Source organism: Pseudanabaena sp. BC1403, assembly GCF_002914585.1.
Classification (GTDB): domain Bacteria; phylum Cyanobacteriota; class Cyanobacteriia; order Pseudanabaenales; family Pseudanabaenaceae; genus Pseudanabaena.
Genome location: NZ_PDDM01000013.1, coordinates 99001 through 117002 on the forward strand (window position 1 = coordinate 99001; position 18002 = coordinate 117002).

Annotated in this window: 19 protein-coding genes; 11 read left to right on the plus strand and 8 right to left on the minus strand. The window is 40.9% G+C overall.

The window, feature by feature from the left end:
* Positions 1–26: 26 nt before the first annotated feature.
* The 4 genes from CQ839_RS13360 to hisI all read left to right on the plus strand — a co-directional run bounded on the left by CQ839_RS13360 (position 27) and on the right by hisI (position 2895).
* On the plus strand, positions 27–299 hold the full coding sequence (locus CQ839_RS13360) for a hypothetical protein (RefSeq protein ID WP_103668778.1): 273 nt from the start codon (positions 27–29) through the stop codon (positions 297–299).
* 14 nt (positions 300–313) lie between these two features.
* Positions 314–1279 carry a GTP-binding protein gene (locus CQ839_RS13365; RefSeq protein WP_103668779.1) on the plus strand — a complete coding sequence of 322 codons (966 nt, stop codon included), beginning with the start codon at positions 314–316 and terminating at the stop codon, positions 1277–1279.
* Between the two features lie 116 nt (positions 1280–1395).
* Positions 1396–2433, plus strand: coding sequence for a GTP-binding protein (locus tag CQ839_RS13370; protein WP_103668780.1), 1038 nt, complete (start codon positions 1396–1398; stop codon positions 2431–2433).
* Between the two features lie 123 nt (positions 2434–2556).
* Entirely contained in the window at positions 2557–2895 is a 339-nt protein-coding gene (gene hisI / locus CQ839_RS13375) for a phosphoribosyl-AMP cyclohydrolase (RefSeq protein ID WP_103668781.1), read from the plus strand.
* A gap of 62 nt (positions 2896–2957) precedes the next feature.
* Here hisI and CQ839_RS13380 read toward each other — a convergent pair whose 3' ends face one another.
* Positions 2958–3311, minus strand: coding sequence for a four helix bundle protein (locus tag CQ839_RS13380; RefSeq protein ID WP_103668782.1), 354 nt, complete (start codon positions 3309–3311; stop codon positions 2958–2960).
* A gap of 113 nt (positions 3312–3424) precedes the next feature.
* On the opposite strand from CQ839_RS13380, the gene CQ839_RS13385 reads away from it, so the two are divergent.
* Together CQ839_RS13385 and CQ839_RS13390 are read left to right on the plus strand one after the other, a co-directional pair.
* Entirely contained in the window at positions 3425–4888 is a 1464-nt protein-coding gene (locus CQ839_RS13385; RefSeq protein ID WP_103668783.1) for an MBOAT family protein, read from the plus strand.
* A 20-nt stretch (positions 4889–4908) separates the two neighbouring features.
* On the plus strand, positions 4909–6033 hold the full coding sequence (locus tag CQ839_RS13390) for a hypothetical protein (protein WP_103668784.1): 1125 nt from the start codon (positions 4909–4911) through the stop codon (positions 6031–6033).
* A gap of 33 nt (positions 6034–6066) precedes the next feature.
* On the opposite strand, the gene CQ839_RS13395 is transcribed toward CQ839_RS13390, so the two are convergent.
* Positions 6067–7242 carry a protein phosphatase 2C domain-containing protein gene (locus CQ839_RS13395; protein WP_103668785.1) on the minus strand — a complete coding sequence of 392 codons (1176 nt, stop codon included), beginning with the start codon at positions 7240–7242 and terminating at the stop codon, positions 6067–6069.
* Positions 7243–7317: 75 nt separating this feature from the next.
* Between CQ839_RS13395 and fbp the strand changes: the two genes are divergently transcribed.
* Together fbp and CQ839_RS13405 are read left to right on the plus strand one after the other, a co-directional pair.
* The gene (gene fbp, locus CQ839_RS13400) at positions 7318–8346 is read left to right on the plus strand and encodes a class 1 fructose-bisphosphatase (RefSeq protein ID WP_103668786.1); all 1029 of its coding nucleotides are present in this window, start codon (positions 7318–7320) and stop codon (positions 8344–8346) included.
* A gap of 440 nt (positions 8347–8786) precedes the next feature.
* Positions 8787–9347, plus strand: coding sequence for a hypothetical protein (locus CQ839_RS13405; protein ID WP_103668787.1), 561 nt, complete (start codon positions 8787–8789; stop codon positions 9345–9347).
* A gap of 197 nt (positions 9348–9544) precedes the next feature.
* Here CQ839_RS13405 and CQ839_RS13410 read toward each other — a convergent pair whose 3' ends face one another.
* The 4 genes from CQ839_RS13410 to rpsT all read right to left on the minus strand — a co-directional run bounded on the left by CQ839_RS13410 (position 9545) and on the right by rpsT (position 13752).
* The gene (locus CQ839_RS13410) at positions 9545–10852 is read right to left on the minus strand and encodes an MFS transporter (protein WP_258040731.1); all 1308 of its coding nucleotides are present in this window, start codon (positions 10850–10852) and stop codon (positions 9545–9547) included.
* A gap of 215 nt (positions 10853–11067) precedes the next feature.
* Entirely contained in the window at positions 11068–12609 is a 1542-nt protein-coding gene (locus CQ839_RS13415; RefSeq protein ID WP_103668789.1) for a DEAD/DEAH box helicase, read from the minus strand.
* Positions 12610–12939: 330 nt separating this feature from the next.
* Positions 12940–13173 carry a hypothetical protein gene (locus CQ839_RS13420; protein ID WP_103668790.1) on the minus strand — a complete coding sequence of 78 codons (234 nt, stop codon included), beginning with the start codon at positions 13171–13173 and terminating at the stop codon, positions 12940–12942.
* 285 nt (positions 13174–13458) lie between these two features.
* Positions 13459–13752 carry a 30S ribosomal protein S20 gene (rpsT, locus tag CQ839_RS13425; protein WP_103668791.1) on the minus strand — a complete coding sequence of 98 codons (294 nt, stop codon included), beginning with the start codon at positions 13750–13752 and terminating at the stop codon, positions 13459–13461.
* Positions 13753–13912: 160 nt separating this feature from the next.
* Between rpsT and CQ839_RS13430 the strand changes: the two genes are divergently transcribed.
* Complete coding sequence (locus tag CQ839_RS13430) at positions 13913–15529, plus strand: NupC/NupG family nucleoside CNT transporter (RefSeq protein ID WP_103668792.1); 1617 nt, start codon at positions 13913–13915, stop codon at positions 15527–15529.
* 75 nt (positions 15530–15604) lie between these two features.
* Here CQ839_RS13430 and CQ839_RS13435 read toward each other — a convergent pair whose 3' ends face one another.
* Together CQ839_RS13435 and CQ839_RS13440 are read right to left on the minus strand one after the other, a co-directional pair.
* On the minus strand, positions 15605–15904 hold the full coding sequence (locus CQ839_RS13435) for a DUF6825 family protein (protein WP_103668793.1): 300 nt from the start codon (positions 15902–15904) through the stop codon (positions 15605–15607).
* A 144-nt stretch (positions 15905–16048) separates the two neighbouring features.
* Positions 16049–17002, minus strand: coding sequence for an NmrA family NAD(P)-binding protein (locus CQ839_RS13440; RefSeq protein WP_103668794.1), 954 nt, complete (start codon positions 17000–17002; stop codon positions 16049–16051).
* A gap of 314 nt (positions 17003–17316) precedes the next feature.
* On the opposite strand from CQ839_RS13440, the gene CQ839_RS25145 reads away from it, so the two are divergent.
* Both CQ839_RS25145 and CQ839_RS13445 read left to right on the plus strand, forming a co-directional pair.
* Complete coding sequence (locus CQ839_RS25145) at positions 17317–17490, plus strand: hypothetical protein (RefSeq protein WP_181016196.1); 174 nt, start codon at positions 17317–17319, stop codon at positions 17488–17490.
* A gap of 106 nt (positions 17491–17596) precedes the next feature.
* The gene (locus CQ839_RS13445) at positions 17597–17878 is read left to right on the plus strand and encodes a YciI family protein (RefSeq protein ID WP_219817780.1); all 282 of its coding nucleotides are present in this window, start codon (positions 17597–17599) and stop codon (positions 17876–17878) included.
* Positions 17879–18002: the final 124 nt, after the last annotated feature.

Below are 18002 nucleotides of genomic sequence, written 5' to 3' on the forward strand. Positions count from 1 at the left end.
TCAGCGTCATATTGTCGCGATCCTGTATGTCCATAGACCTGTTCCCTCGAAAACCTGAAGTTTCCCCACAGCAATTACAACAGCTCAAGGATTGGCTATATGAAATCCTGCAAATCGATCGCCACACGGTTATCTCAATCAATCAACTGCAATGCCAAGACTCTGGTTGTCCACCTATTCAGACAGCGATCGCCGTGATGACTAGTCCCCATCGCATAATTCGGATTCACAAGGCGATTCCCGATATCGCCTATACCGATGTGGTGCAAGCGATCGCTAATCCAAATCCAAATCGATAATCTTGTATAAACCTATGACTACAAACTTCTCTCAAATTCCTGTCACCGTCTTAACTGGCTATCTCGGTGCAGGCAAAACCACTTTGCTCAATCGCATCCTCACTCACGAACATGGCAAAAAAGTTGCTGTGATTGTCAATGAATTTGGAGAAGTGGGCATCGATCATAAATTGGTAGTTAATGCCGATGAAGAAATCTTTGAAATGAATAATGGTTGCATTTGCTGTACTGTTCGCGGTGACCTGATTCGGATTATTACGAACTTGATGCGCCGCCGTGACAAGTTCGACCATTTAGTAATTGAAACGACAGGACTCGCCGATCCTGCCCCAGTAATTCAAACCTTTTTTGTTGATGAAGATGTCAGCGCCAAAACCAAACTAGATGCAGTGGTCACCGTCGTTGATGCTAAACATATCTCTCAGCATTGGGATGCGGAAGAAGCACAGGAGCAAATCGCTTTTGCGGATATCATTTTACTCAATAAAACTGATCTGGTAAGTGAAGCAGAGCTACTAGAGCTAGAACAACGCATTAAATCCATGAACTTGATGTGTAAAATCTATCGCACTCAAAACTCTGAGATTGAGATGGATGCAGTTTTAGGCGTTGGTGCATTTCAGCTAGATCGAGCATTGCAAATCGATCCTGAGTTTCTCGGCGAAGATGCCCACGAACATGATGATACGGTGAAATCTGTCGTGATCGTGGAAGTAGGTGAACTTAATTTACCCAAGGTCAATGCTTGGATTAGCAGGCTACTTCGCGAACAAGGTGTAGATATTTTTAGGATGAAGGGAATTCTCAATATCAAAGGAATTGAGGAACGGTTTGTGTTTCAAGGTGTGCATATGTTATTTGACGCTACACGCGATCGCCTATGGAATCCAGATGAGAATCGTCAGAATGAATTAGTATTCATCGGGCGCAACCTTGACTCAGAGCAACTAAAATCCGATTTTCTCGCTTGTATGCATTGAAGAGAATTTAATACCTTTATGTTTAGTTTTGGTATTTAGTTTTTGTATTTAAAATGCGATTGGCGCTAAAACACAAAATCACGGTAAATCCGAATCAAATTAGCCACTAAAAAATCATGCAAAATTCTCAACTAGATGTGCCTAAACGAGGAATGCCTGTAACGATTGTTACGGGTTTTCTGGGTAGTGGAAAAACGACACTTCTCAATCAAATTCTCAAAAATCGTCAAGATTTAAAAGTGGCGGTTTTGGTGAATGAATTTGGCGACATTAACATTGATGGACAGTTACTTGTCGATATTGAAGATGGCATGGTGGAGCTTAGCAATGGTTGTATTTGCTGCACGATCAATGACAGCTTGGTTGATGCTGTATATAACGTTTTAGAACGGCATGAGCGAATTGATTATATGGTGATCGAGACAACTGGCGTTGCCGATCCTCTGCCGATCGCCTTGACCTTTTTGGGAACAGAACTAAAACATCTAACGCGCCTCGATTCCATCCTTACAGTGATCGATGCGGAGACATTTACTGCCGATCATTTTGGTAGTGAAGCAGCACTTAGTCAGGTGCAATACGGCGATATAGTATTGCTAAACAAAACGGATTTAGTCCCAGAAGCACAAGTTGATCTATTGGAGGCATACCTTCGCCAGACTAAATCTAAGGCGAGAATTTTGCGATCGCAACATGGTGAAGTTCCCTTACCTCTAATCCTAGATGTGGATCTAGCCGAGACTAGTGCTTATAATCAAGTAGAGAACGAGGATGAGCATCATAAACATGAGCATCACGAACACCATGAACATGAGCATCATAAACATGAGCATCACGAACATGAACATCATCACCACTCTGACCATTTAGCCAATGATGGATTTATCTCTGTCTCATTTCAAAGCGATCGCCAATTTGATCTAGACAAATTCACCTATTTCCTTGATAAGGTAATGCCCGTTGATGTATTTAGAGCTAAAGGGGTTCTTAGTTTTTCCGCTCAAGATATGCGTTTTATTTTTCAATTGAGTGGAAAGCGCTACGAGCTAAACTATGACCATCGCAAGAAGCCTATTGACAATCAATTAGTTCTCATTGGTCGAAATCTTGATGCACAGTTGCTTCAACAACAATTGCAAGAATGCTTGGTATAGAAATGTAAGGTAAAACTCAAAGTGGCGGCGCGAAGCGCCGCCACTTTGAGTTTGGGGTTTGATTTGTCCTAGCTGTATATTGCATTGCTATATAATTTATCTGAACAATGTAATAGCTAAAAAATGCCTGACAATTGGATTGAGACGCTTAAATATGATGCTCAAGGATTGATTCCTGCGATCGCGCAAGATCACCAAGATGGCACAATTTTGATGATGGCATGGATGAATCGTCATGCGCTGGAATTAACGGTTTCGACTGGTGAAGTGCATTATTGGAGCCGATCGCGTCAAGAGCTATGGCATAAGGGTGCAACTTCGGGGCATATTCAGAAGTTAAAAAAACTATATTACGATTGCGATCGCGATGTGATTTTGGTCAAAATTGAGCAGGTTGGCGATATTGCTTGTCACACTGGCGCGAGAAGTTGTTTTTTTACAGAAGTTCCGATAGAGCTTTGAGATTTTTAATTACGAATTACGAATTACGAATTACGAGTTGTTAAATTCGTAATTCGTAATTTTCAATTTCCCTTTGTACTTTTTTGAATGCTGCCTATAATGCGACATAGTTCTTCTACATCGGGGTATATACTTTCAAATTCTTTTGATGTCAGGTAGTCGGTATCTTTTAATAATCTTAACCAGTAGCTTGTTTCACGGGCTTCTTTATACGCTATGGAAAGTTTAGAGATAAAGTCAGCTTTTGATTGTCCGCCGATCGCTTCTTCAACATTCGCGCCGATGCTTGTTCCCGATCGCAATATTTGTTTGGACAGCACATATTCTTTTTTCGTGTTTATTAGATGTTGATATAGTTTGACGATCCGCACTGCGAAGGCGTAACTTTTTGTTTGGACTACATTTTCAAGTTTCATTTATGAGTGAAATTATAAATTACGCATTATAAATCAAGAAATTTTAACTCGTAATTCGTAATTCGTAATTCGTAATTAAAAAATCTCGTAATTCGTAATTAAATAATTCTCATATGATTTTTGCCTCAGCATTATTTTTGTTTTTATTCTTACCGATCGCCTTAGCAGGATATTTTCTGATTAGCTCAAAGCTCCTGTATCTAAGGAATATTTTTCTATTGATCATGAGCTTGATCTTTTATGCATGGGGAGAGCCAGTTTATGTTTTCCTGATGATTTTTTCTATTTTGCTGAACTATATGGCGGGAGTGCTATTACATCTACATCGTCAAAAACTGCTTACCGTCATTAAAGAACATCAAATACTCTTAATATCAATTATCAGTAATTTAGGATTGTTATTCTATTTTAAATACGCTAATTTTTTCGTCAATAATCTCAACGTAGTTCTGCAAAATCTTTCAATTCCTGCGATCGCATATTCTCAAGTTCCACTGCCCATTGGCATATCCTTTTTTACTTTTCAAGCAATGTCCTATGTGATCGATGTCTATCGGAAAGAAACAGATGTGCAGTTAAATCCCATTAATTGTGGGCTATACGTTAGCCTATTTCCGCAACTCATTGCAGGTCCAATTGTTCGTTATCATGATGTCGCTAAGCAAATTGTGTCACGGACAGTCACCAGACCACAGTTTTCTGCGGGAATTCAGAGATTTATTTTTGGATTAGCTAAAAAAACGATGCTAGCAAATCCATTAGGAGAAGTCGCCGATAAAATCTTTGCCGTACCAGTGCATGAAGTCACTACAGGCATGGCTTGGTTAGGAATTGCTTGCTACACATTACAGGTCTATTTTGATTTCTCAGGATATTCCGACATGGCGATCGGATTGGGACGGCTGTTTGGATTTGAATTTCTAGAGAATTTTAATTATCCATATATTGCCCAATCTATGCGTGACTTTTGGCGAAGATGGCATATTTCCCTGTCCACTTGGTTTCGCGACTACCTATACATTCCTATGGGTGGCAATCGTGGCTCTTCACTGCGGACTTATCTCAATTTGTGGATTGTGTTTTTACTATGTGGGTTATGGCATGGCGCAAGTTGGAATTTTGTCATTTGGGGAGCCTTACATGGAGCTTATTTGGTAATTGAAAGATTGGGCTGGCACAAATATCTCGATCGCTTATGGATACCAGTACGACATCTATATACATTATTACTAGTGATGATTGCATGGGTATTTTTTCGAGCAGAATCCGTGAGTCAAGCAATTCAATATTTAGGAAGCATGATCGGGATTACTGATGCCAATGGAGTCAATCATTTCACCATGCTCTATTTTGATTTGAAGACCCTAATTAACTTAATAATGGGGAGTATACTGGCAACTCCCATAGCAAGTTGGGTTGCAATCCAATTACAAAAGAAAATTATTTCTCCAAAATTTAGTCATCTTCAGCCCGTTCTATACGGTGGATATTATTCACTTTTAGTTAGCCTATTTCTGATTTCCGCCGCCAGTTTAGCCGCAGGAACATATAATCCATTTATCTATTATCGCTTTTAAGTCTCTAGACAGTTTGCTCCATGCACACAGAAAACTCTAAAAACAAAGCATCTCGGATATTTGACAATCTATTGATTGTGACTTTTGTAATCGGGCTGTTTTTACCTTTAGTTTTAACTCATAATCGCAAAGAATCAGCGACGGAAAAACGTAAACTTGCTGAGTTTCCCGAATTGAAGTGGGATCAAAAAAGCATGACTAAATTCCCGTCACAGTTTGAATCATTCTTTAATGATCATTTCGGATTACGCGATCAGTTAACTCAGGTTTATTCTTTATACAGCATCATATTAAAGAATTCCTCAAATCCTAAAGTGCTGATTGGATTAGATGATTGGTTATTTTATGTTAATCCTTCGGAAGGTAACAGTCTTGAGGATTATCGGAGAAATGATCCCTTCACTCCAGAAGAACTCAGAAGCTGGAAAATCGGATTAGAAGCAAAGCATAAGTGGCTGAAGCAACAGGGAATCTCCTATCTCTTTGTAGCTGTGCCTGACAAATACTCTATTTATTCAGAGTATATGCCTGAGCATATTCGTCAAGTTGGGAAACAAACCCGCCTAGATCAACTAATAGAATATATGAAAGATTCGGAGGTAACAGTCCTAGATTTAAGACCTGCATTGCTGGCAGCAAAGCAACAGGGACAATTATTTTATAAAACTGATACTCATTGGAACAATTTTGGCGCTGCGATCGCACAGCATGAAATTATCCGCACCATCCAGAAAGTTTATCCAAATCTTAATCCAATTAACTACTCTTGGCAAGATTTTGGATTGATAGAATACAAGTCAGGGGATATTGCTAATATGTTAAATATTTCTTACTTCCTTAAAGAGATGGTTCCTGAACTGCGTAAACCATTACCCAGATGCGACAAACAAATTGCAGAGAAGCACCCTGAAGATCAGATGAAGGCGACCTTTTTTACAGATTGTCGAATTGATGCACCAAAGGCGTTGATTTTTAGAGATTCATTTTTTATTGCCTTACAGCCCTATATTTCTCAATATTTTGCTAAGACTGTTTATGTTTGGGAATGGCCAGATATTAAATTATTAGAGAAATATCTGCAATACAATCATCCTGACATTGTGATTGAAGCCCGTGTAGAAAGGCATTTAAAATTCATAAAATAATGGCGCTAAGCGTCATTATTTTATGAATCGCATCTATCCAAGCTCACACAACACCAAAACCGCAGTGAGATTGTCATGACCATTGACGTTATTTCCTAACTCAATGAGTCTATCTAAACCAGTTTGCAGATCGACTTCCTTATTTAAAATTGGTAATAAATGCGATCGCCAATTATCGTCGATCACGTCGTTGTCACACAAACCATCAGAACACAGTAGAAACAAGGTTGACTCGGTCAGCGTAAAAAACTCAATCGAGGGCTCAAGGCGATCACTAGGATTAGGACCAAGCGCTTGAGTAAGCTGATGAGCATCAGGTCTAGACTGCGCTATTTCAGGCTCAACACCAAGATCCAGTAATTGATTGAGAACCTCATGGTCGCGTGTGATTTGTTCTAATTTTGGTTCTGCCTCTAATTTTGATTCTGATTCGAGATTAGGGCTATTAGTAACTTTATAGATACGGCTGTCACCAACATGAGCAATTACAACATCTAGATCATGAATTCCTAAAACAACTAGAGTTGTTCCCATTCTGCCTAGAGACTTCCGTTTTTCATTTTCATTCTTGATGAAAATTGCTTGATTAGCATTGCAGATAATCTCATTAAGCTTCTTCTCCCCCGGCAAAGTGTCGATCCAAAATGGGCGAAACTGATCAGTAATCGAATTAACCGCGATCGCACTCGCAACTTCGCCACCGTCATGCCCACCCATACCATCGCACAACACAAACAAACCGCGATAACTGCGATCGCTAATTTGGCTTTTGCCATTAATGCTGCGAGTTTGAAAAACCGTAACAAAATCATCCTCATTGCGATCGCGTTGTATTCCCACATCGGTCTTGCCAGCATAGGTTATATCCTGTAACTGCACTGTGGAAGATACAATCATCGATGTTTCTGAATCAACATCTGCAAAGTCTTCTAAATTGAACTCCAGTGGCAATTCCTCCAGATCTTCTGAGCCATCCCATGATTTTTCTATGTCGCTCACCAATTGAGAAGATGCCAAATCTTTTACCTGAATTTTGATTGTGTCTAATACAGACTCTAAATTCAATGGTCTTGTTGGCACTGAGGAAGGTTGTAGAGCCTCTTCTCCAAGAATATTTAAGACGATATCTATAGCAATTTTAGCGCCGCAAAATTGACAAAATTGGTGGCTATCAGGATTTGCAGCTTTACAACTAGGACAGATGCTCATAATTATTATTGCGTTGGCACAATGCTATAAATTTTGGCTAATAATAGAGAAGAAGACTTTAAGGTAATCGCACCCATGACTGATTCTACCAGACTCAATCCCGCTGAAGAGATCGCCCTTGGACGAGACTTTATGACACTTTCTCAGCATGTTCTTTCAACGTTTGGGACATTTTCGGCTGAGTCATACGATCTGAGTGCATTAATGGGACGGATTGGTTTAGCAGGCAAAACGATCGCTCGCCATCTTAGCCGCGCAGGTTTAGTAGAAAATGTACTAGGGGTCACAGGCGAAGTAAATGTCCAAGGCGAAGCGGTCAAAAACATGGATCACTATGCCAATCGTGTCTTTCTCCGCGCCTTTGAGCAGAGTGGCTTAGTTTGTCGGCTTGCCTCCGAAGAAATGGAGTTACCCTACTACATTCCTGAGAATTGCCCCATCGGTCGCTATACCTTGCTTTATGATCCTATTGATGGCTCTAGCAATATTGACGTAAATTTAGCGATCGGCTCGATCTTCTCGATCCGTCAACAAGAAGGAGCTGACAATTCTGGAGAAGCTCTAGATTTATTGCAGTCAGGACGCAAGCAAATCGGTGCAGGTTATATCCTCTATGGTACAAGCACAATGCTAGTTTATTCTCTAGGTAATGGAGTTCATGCTTTTACCCTCGATCCTAGTATTGGGGAATTCATTCTCTTTCAAGAGAATATCCATATTCCTGCTAAAGGTTCTATCTATAGTGTAAATGAAGGAAACTTCTGGCAATGGGAAGAGCCAATGCGTGAATATGTAAGACATATGCATCGCCAAGAAGGAAATACTGCACGTTATTCTGGAGCGTTAGTAGCTGATATTCATCGCATCCTCTTTCAAGGCGGTGTATTTCTCTATCCAGGCACAGTTGGTCATGCCGATGGGAAATTGCGTTTACTTTACGAGTCCGCTCCTTTAGCTTTTCTAATTGAACAAGCAGGTGGTCGCGCAACTACTGGAACTCAAGAGATTCTTGATGTCGTCCCTAAAAAACTGCACAGTCGCACTCCATTAATTATAGGCAGTTCTGAAAATGTGAAAGTAGTGGAATCTTTTCTGAAGCCATAAGCATGTGATGGTTTGGCATGAGCTTAAGAAACCATTTAAGAATTATCTAGATCCCCCCAGCCCCCCTTAAAAAGGGGGGGAATTAAATTCTTCCCCCTTTTTAAGGGGGATTGAGGGGGATCTCTTAGAGCTTTTGACCACAGAAAGTAATTCTTAAATGGTTTCTAAAGCAATTATGACTCCAACCCGCCAAAAAATCGTAAATCTGGCTCATATCTTTCCTAACTTCTTCCCGTTCAAGAATTGGTGAGGCGGCGCTTTGCCCCACCAATTCTTGATTTTATATGTCAATTTTTTGAATAGGAAGGGAGTATCTGTTCAGAAGATAAGTTTTGTGATTTAGTCAACCAATTCATACATTAGTTCAACCATAGTTCTGTAATCGTAAAGAAGTGGAAGACAAAATACAAGTCAAATCACATTTTTGGAGATTCAAGACTATGCAAAAAATTATTCTAAGTTGCTGTTTTAGCGTGATTTCGATCGCGATCGCCTCAACAACACTAGCCACACCAGTCAAGGCTCAAACTATGGGAGAGTATCTAGACAGCACTACTTCTCAGGTAATCGAAAAGATGTCTGGAAATATTGTCACATTTAAAAACAGCGCAGGAGAATCACACAAATACTTCGTTCCAAGTTGGATGATTGACAAATATGCACTCAAAGTAGGTACTTCAGCTAGTCTCTACAATCGCAATATTATTCAGGGAATCTATCGCGATCGCTATATAGATGTAGTCAGTCAAGGCTTACCCGAAAACATGAGTGCATTTGCAATTCATGACACCGAAAGGAATTGTACAGTGCAACAAAGTCCTGCTAGCGAAGGTTTAACATCGGGTAAGCGCGTTTGGTATAAGACTGATAGTTGTCCCTCTGCAATTCCAATTGTAGGCTCTATGTCACTTTATCAGCCTAGATCGGTTGCATCCTCAGCACAGAGCGAACTTGGTGCGACTAAACCTTCTGAACCTATCTCACCAACAATGTCTAACTAAAACTATTGTCATAGAATCTAATCTATAGTTGCAGTCACTTGTCTTAGGACAAATCAAAACCCAAATTAATAAAGACGGAGCTTCGCTCCGTCTTTATTAATTTGGGTTTTATGTCCTAAGACAAGATTACATTTCTATATGAGACAAAAAAATAATGACGGCGTAAAGCGTCGTCATTATTTTTTTGTCTCACAGAATTAAACACGAATTGCTAAGGGTTTAACAGCATGGAGATCGCTTGACTTACCGATCGCAAATCTAAACGACTCATATACAGTTTTGTTAGACTGCGTAGCAAAAACAACCAGTCCAACAAAACAAAGCCCTGTAGCGATCGCAAAGATATTGACGATTCCTACAAAACCAATCAACTTGCCCATAATTGGCCCAGCAACAGCGATCCCCACATCAAAGCCGATCCAAGTCATCCCAAATACATAGCCTCGTTCTTGTGGAATCGTGCGATCGGCAAGTAAAGCCACGATTGCAGGAATCACAATACCTGAACCTATTCCTTCAGCAATTCCCGATAGTAAAAACTCATAATCATGGCTAGCAAAATAGATGATTGCCATCGATAATCCGTAAAAGAAGATGCCAATCGAAATGAATAAACCTCGCCCCCACTCATCACTGAGTCTTCCAACAGGGAAGCGAATGATAAATCCAGACAGAGCGGCTGCCATATAGAATAAACCTGCGTTCAGAGCAATATGCTTTTGCTGCATCAGAATTGGCATAAATGCACTAAGCGTCCCAAAAGATAAACCAACTAGCAACAAAACTGTAGATGGAGTTCTCACTCTAGAATTAAGGAAAGTCTGCCAAAATTTTGGCTTTACTATAGTGGCTGAGGTGATTTGGCGATCGCGCTCATAGCCTTCGTCTTCAATTTGAGTTGTCAACATCAATCCCGCAAAGGCAAGCAAAGATGCAGTGACAAATAGAGGCTGGTATCCCCAAGCCTCTTGCATCAAGCCACCGATCGCAGGGCCAAACGCCAAACCCAAAGGATTTACTAAACTCATATAGCCAATTATTTCGCCGCGTTGCTCAATTGGCGCAAGATCTGAGACCAGAGCGCTATAGCTCACCGCAAACGCTGCGATACTAATGCCATGAATAGCGCGAAATAATATTAATAAAGGGATAGAAGGTAATAGGGCATAGCATAAAGGAACTATAGCCGCTACGATCAAGCCAATTCTCATTGTGTAGCGTCTACCTTTGCGATCGGAAAGCTTGCCAAGATAGGAACGACACACGAGCAAGCCAATCGCAAAAGATCCCATGATGATCCCGATTTGATCGAAAGACTGTGTCAAGCTGCGGATATAGAGAGGTAAAGTCGGCAACTGTGATGCCATGCTCGACCAGAAAAATAGACCAGCCCAAAAAATCGCAGCCAGATTTTTGCGAAGGCGAGTATCAAGGTTTGAGAAGGTAGTTAAGGACTGCATGGCTCCAATATGACCAATGAATGACCAATAAAATATTGAACCCAAGCCTCTTGAGAGAATTCTTTATTCAAGAACCTTCTACAAATGGCTTGGGCTGAGATTACTTATTTAAGATTGTCTCTTAAGTTACAGATTAAAGATATCAATCAATTGGGTGAATCCTTCTCATCTATTTAGAAAAAACTTTACTAAATAAAGTTTTTTCTAAATAGATCGCATTTAAAGTTTAGCTTTGAGAAACTTTAAATGGAATTGATAAATTAATACTTAACAGGAGCGGGAATAGGAGCGCGATCGCGTCCAGAAGAAGAACGGCGCGAATCATATCCGCCACCATCACGACCACCGCCATCACGACCAGAGCGAGAACCATTTCCGCCTTGACCACGTTTGATGGGTCTACCACTGTAGGAACCGCCGCCGCCATCACGATCACGATCGCGACCACGACCACCTTCAGGGTTATGAGGTTGCTTAGCCAACACTTGTAATGCAGCTTGTTCAGCTTTATCAGATTGCAGTTGGGTATAGGCAAGTTGCAATGCCGCAGCTGCGATCGCCTGAGGATCATAATCCTCAACCAATTGAGATACCAAAGGCAAGAAAGAAGCCAAACGCTCACCTGTCAACGCTTCTAGGATTTGTTCTGTGAAACGACCGATGCGGCGCTCTTGAATTTGAGCCACATTAGGCAAAGGCTGAGGAGGAAGAGGCATACCAACTTGCTGTTCCAGTTGACGCAACTTGTAGCGCTCTTTTCCAGAAATTAAAGTAATCGCGATTCCCTTCTTACCAGCACGACCAGTCCGACCGATACGGTGAACATAACGCTCAGGATCATCAGGAATATCAAGGTTAAATACGTGAGTCAAACCATCAATATCTAGACCACGCGCAGCAATGTCAGTTGCAACAACCCAACGAACTTGTTGATTGCGGAAGCGTCGTAACAGAGCTTCACGCTGGGATTGTGAAAGGTTGCCATGATATTCATCGACACTATGACCAGAAGATTGCAGAACTTCAGTCAATCTACTAGCTGAATCCTTAGTACGAACAAAGATGATCGCTGAGGTTGGCGCTTCATATTCCAGAATAGGCAACAGAGCTTCTTCTTTAGTCAGATGATAGGGAACTAAATAAATCTGTTGGTCAATGCGAGTAGGCGTAGAGTCTTGACTCTCAACCTTTATAGTAACAGGTGATTTCAAGAAGTTCTTCACCAAGCGTTTGACCGCAGGTGGCATGGTAGCTGAGAAGAAAGTACTCTGCTTAGTAGAAGGAGTTGTCACCAAAATCCTTTCTACATCTTGAATGAAGCCCATATTGAGCATTTCATCAGCTTCATCAAGAACAAACCAAGAAAGGTTTTCTAGTTTGAGTTTGCCACGCTCCATTAAATCGATCACTCGACCAGGAGTACCGACAACCACATGAACACCTCGCTCCAATTGAATCATTTGGCGACTGATGTCAGATCCACCATATACAGTCAGGATTTTCGCACCTGGCTTGGTGTTAAAACTACGAATCGCCTGACCAACTTGAATAGCCAATTCACGAGTTGGAGTTAAAATTAGCGCTTGCAATGAATCACTATTAAGATCCAAACGCTCCAAAATTGGCAGAGCAAAAGCTGCCGTTTTGCCAGTACCAGTCTGCGCTTGACCTAGTACATCTGCTCCTGCGAGCAGTTGAGGAATTGCCTGCTCTTGAATAGCAGTAGGCTCTGTAAAGCCAATAGATTCGAGCTTAGCAACTCGTGCTTCAGAAATACCGAGAGTAAGAAAAGATGAGGGCATGGATGATCCTAAGATTTGCAGCAAATTTGTTCTAAGAACAGTTCGCCTATTCTGCCAATCGCACGGGATAAACAATCACTAACAAAGCCGAAGGACATCTCTGCCCTAAATTTTAAGCGGTTTAAAATGAGTTTTTCTATGAAAACCTCAGCTTCCAAAGATTAGATTGCTTTGGATAGTCATGCAATGGGAGAAATCAGCAAAATGAAGTTAATTATTATTAGTATAAACCTTTGTTAAAGATTGTAAACAATCTTTTCGTAGATTTATGTCTATGGTACGGGTATAAAAAAGTTGACAAGCTACTCTGAGATAGCATTTCAAGATAAATTAGTCATCGCCCAAAAGATTTTGTCTGGATGTATCTAACTTAATCCAGAGTTCCTTGATCTGCCGATAAGCTTCATTTGAAGAAATCTTACCACCAGTTTCTAAGGCACAGATGATCGAAATACGATTTGTAAACTCTTGCAGGTTAGCATTAAAAGCTAAATTTTGTGGCGAAAATTCGCCTCTAAAATTAGAGATGGGATTCAAGAATCTATCTTTATCAGAATTAGACATCTAGGTTTAACTCACAGCTATAAGCTAGACAGGTTGAGAAGAACTCAAAGATCGCAGACGTAGAAAACTGTAGGGAAAAGCGATTATTCTACAACCTGCCCGATTATTTCGGATCGTCAGCAATACGCTGTAAGACCGCAAGCCCAAAGTAACTAATCTTTAATTGATCGTTGTCCGAACTGAAATTATAGCAAAGATAAGCAAAGTCACCTGTGCTATATGACACCTAAATAATCTTAGTTACTATCGTTCGGAAAACGCTCATCTATAGCTAGTTGAATAGTGCTAATTTGTTGCAGTAACTTTTTTGAGGGCTCCAGCAAGATTAGACTTCCGACGAGCGCCAGTATTGCTATGAAGAACTCCACGCTTGACAGCACGATCAATTTTGCTATAAGCCAAAGACTGTTTAGCATTAACAGCTTCTAGAGCTTCAGGCGAAGGATTAGCCTTATAAGCATCAACTGCTTCTAAATAGCTTTTCATTAAAGTTTTGACGGCTGACTTATATGATTTATTATGCAGACGGTTGCGCTCAGCGATCTGAATGCGCTTCTTGGCGGACTTGATATTTGCCACAGTTTATTCCTTTTAGCGAAATGACATGGTTTAAAGCATTTACCATCGTAACATTTTGATCGAATTTTGCAACTGTAAAACTCATTTACTTTTTAATTAGCTTTTTGAGTACTTTTTTGATTTGGCTATCTATGTTGACTAATCTCACCCTCAAACGCCCATGACCTACCTAAATTTTGTTTCTTTCTTTGGCATTTTTGGCTTGTGCTTTGTCGCTTGGATCTTCTCTGAAGATCGCCGAGTCATCCCTTGGCGAGTCATTATCTGGGGTATTGGCTTACAACTAGTGCTGGGCTATCTAGTTTTTCAGCAGCCGCAAACTAGAGAGGGTTTACGATGGTTTAGTGAATTATTGGATGGTATCTTTGCCTCGGCAGATACTGGCGCTAGATTCGTATTTGGACGTTTGCTTGTGCCACCAACTGGACAAGAACCTTATGTGTTGTTGCCGTTACGTCCTGATGGCACTTGCCCCCCAGGACAGGTTCTATTGGATGATTTGACGAGTGTTGCGAATGCCGCAGCTAATTATTGCACGACGAATCGCTTGTCCTATGTGTTTGCGTTTCGAGCTTTGCCTGCCGTAGTGTTTTTCTCAGGATTTATGGCGTTGCTAGAAAATCTAGGTCTTATCCAGAAGATTGTGGATGTGTTTGCCAAATTGTTCTTCTGGACAATGCGTTTGAGTGGTGCTGAGGCTCTGAGCGGTGCGGCAAATATTTTTGTGGGTATTGAAGCTGCGATCGTAGTTAAGCCGTATTTAGCAAAAATGACTCGCAGTGAGCTATGTGCAATTTTGGCTTGTTGCTTTGGGACGGCGGCTTCTTCGACATTGGCAATTTATGTTAGCTTTTTGCGCCCCGTTTTCCCCAATATCTTAGGTCACTTGGTGTCAGCCTCAATTATTGCTATCCCCGCTTGTTTTGTGCTATCGAAAATCCTTGTACCTGAGACAGGTGTGCCCCTTACGATGGGCGGGATTCCTAAGGAAGATAAGTCTCAGAAACCTGAAGAGGATGATGAACTCGAAAATGCGGGTGGTGAGACGATGAAACGGATGAGTCCGATGGATGCCACGATTATTGGCGCTTTAGATGGTCTGAAAATGGCTGCCTCGATCGCTGCGATTTTAATTTTAATCGTAGGTTTAGTCGATCTCGTTAATCAAATTTTTGGCTGGTTGGCAACTATCAGCGACATTTTCAAGGTGGTTAACCTACCAAATATTCAAGGAGCCTTATTTTATCCTTTGACTTTAATGACAGGGGTATCGCTGGATGATTCTTGGACAGCTTCGGTGATTATTGGTCGGCGCTTGCTAGAAACAGCAATCCCACCCTATCAGGCTCTGGCTCAAGCATCTAAGGATGGGTTAATTAGCGATCGCACAGTTATCATCGTCAGCTATGCCTTATCTGGCTTCGCGCATTTAGCCTCTGTAGGAATCTTTGTGGGTGGCACGATCGCTTTGATCCCGTCGCGCCGTCGTGATATTTCTGACCTAGGGTGGAAAGCTCTGTTTGTTGGAACTTTGGCAACCCTAATGATCTCTTGCATTGCGGGTGTATTTGATGATGGTAGTCCTAGCATTTTAGGGGAAAAGAAAAAAGCTCAACCAGTGCAAGTGAAGCCATCAGCTACGACTTCACCTAGTGCTTCGCCTAGCGCTTTACCTAGTGCTTCGCCTAGTATTTCGCCTAGTGCTTCGCCAAATAATATTAGTCCTCTTCCCACTGCATCACCTAAAGCATCACCTTCTCTACCTACATCTCGTTAAAAACATCAAAGCCCCGCGATGCGGGGCTTTGATCATAAAGATTTCATAAAAGAACGGAGTGCCAAGCACTCTTTTTTATTGGTCTCGATGTTGCTGTAGTTCAGACTTTAGTTGAGCAATTTCGGCGCGAAGATTATCAATAGTTTCTTGTAGCTCATCGGGAGCAATATCGCCATCTTCTGTTGTCACAGTTCCCCTTTGTTGTTCGGCTTTTTCTAAAATTGTCTCGACAAAAGTACGGATTTGTTCGCGTTGTTCGGCATCAAATTTGCCTAAGGCGCTAAGGGCATCGGTTACTTTTTCTTCAATGCGATCAATTACAGCCTCAGCAGTGGCTCTACCAATAAAGAAAGCGTCTAAAGGTGATTTACTCATGATTTAAATTATTGGGTTTATTTGGTTTGTTACCACTCGTTAATCGAATGTTGCTTGAGAGCTGTTTTATATCTTCTACTTCAAATATAGCAATAAAGTTTAAAAGTAGAGGATGTACAAAGCACACACTCAAAGCTCTAGGCTCTAAAAAGGAGCTTTAATTTTGGGCTCTTTGTAATCTAATTCTTTCAACTTCTTAAGGATGCGGCTAAAGTAATCTTGCATATAGGATTCTAGAGTTGTCATATCTTCCTCTTCCAAACCGAAGATTTTGTAAGTTTCCTTCATATCTGCATCCAGAGGAATACCACTGGCGAGGACTTCAGCGTAGGTCATTCGCTCGGCAAAGCTCCAGCCAAATTCAAAACCAAGAGCGACTTTACGTGCAAAGCGGAGCAATCCGATGGGCATATTGGCAGTTTTTCTAGTGCGTCCAGACATTCTTTCGCAAAGCTTGATAATTTCGCTGGGCTGCCATGCTTTAGGCCCTGCGATCGCAAAGGATTGACGCTCAGTTTCTTTGACAGTTAAAGCGCGAACGGCAAACTTAGCGATGTCTTGAGTGTTCATATAAGCGATCGGTGAAGATTCGCCACCGATCCAAATTGTTTGATTCTCTAGAATGGGGATCGCATATTCACCAATCAAATTTTGGAAAAATCCACAGGGCTTGAGAATTGTGTAGTTGAGATCCGTGGATGCAAGAAATTTTTCGGTGCAATATTTAATGTCCATCAGTGGGACATTTGGATATTTTTCGGCATTAAGAATTGAGAAAAAGACGAAGCGTTCAACTTTCGCACGTTCGGCAGCTTGGATCAATGAAACTTTACCAAGCCAATCGACATCTTTAATTCGCATTGATCCCGTAGCACGAGTTGTTGCTGCGTCGATAACTTCGGTGACCCCTTCAAGCGCATCATCTAGACTTTGAACATTGTTTAGGTTACCAGCTACTAGATCTGCGCCCCATTCTCTGAGGAAGTTTGCTTTTTTAGGATAACGAACAAAACATTTAACTTTCAGCCCCCGATCCAGTGCGTGACGGGTGATTTGACGACCTAATGTACCTGTCGCACCAACGATCAGTAAGCTCATAAAATTTTTTTATTAAATTGACTTTGTAAACATATATAAATCTAACAGATATTTGGCGACATCTTTTGGTAAGCGATATTAGCGATCGCGATATCTATCTATAGACAGTAACCTAACCAAAAAGACAAAGGCGGCGCGAAGCGCCGCCTTTGTCTTATGAGTGATCGTGGGATTTGTTGTGTAACTGAATATTACGAAAATGCTGTCTAGCAAGAAGAATTATTGAGAACTATCAACGCAATTGAGTAGCTATTGTAGGCTAGCAATCATTAAAGCATCAAAATTTTTTATCTAAATAGTCGGTATTTTTTAAAATGTACAATAAATCAACTAAAGATCCTGTGGTTGCTGCAGTTACAGCAGGTTTAGGCGCGGGAGCAGTTGCCTGCTTTAGTGTCAGCCAAGGTCAAAATATTTTTGTAGCGATCGGAGTGACTGCTTTTGCGACCACAGTTGCTTTAATTGTTGATCGCTTGTTTTTTAACTAAGATCAATAATTCATAAATAAAATAATAGAGAAATAATAGAGGCGAGCTTTGCACGCCTCTATTATTTTGAAGTAGTGAATTTATATCTATAGGGATCGGTAGAAAATTGAGCACTGAACTTAAAAAATTTGTAGTGTGGGGCAGCTATTGCGAAAATGTGCTGGAAAAACGTGCACCTTTTCGCCAAGTCCATCTTGATAACATTAAAGCCATGTATGAATCTGGCAAATTACTAACAATTGGTCCAACTCAAGATTTGACCAAAGTATTTGCAGTTTATGTTGCACCCGATATAGCGGCGGCGAGGCAGTTGGTTGAAGCCGATATTTATTGGCAGAATGGCATTTGGACTGATTACGAAATCCATGAATGGATTCAGGTTTATTAAAGAAAAAACGCGATGCTAAGCGTTGCGTTTTTTCTTTAGAACTTATAGCAATTTCCGAACAAAAAAATTAAAAGCGTTGTTTCGCAACGCTTTTAATTTTTTTGTTCGGGTTTGAGTTCAAAGC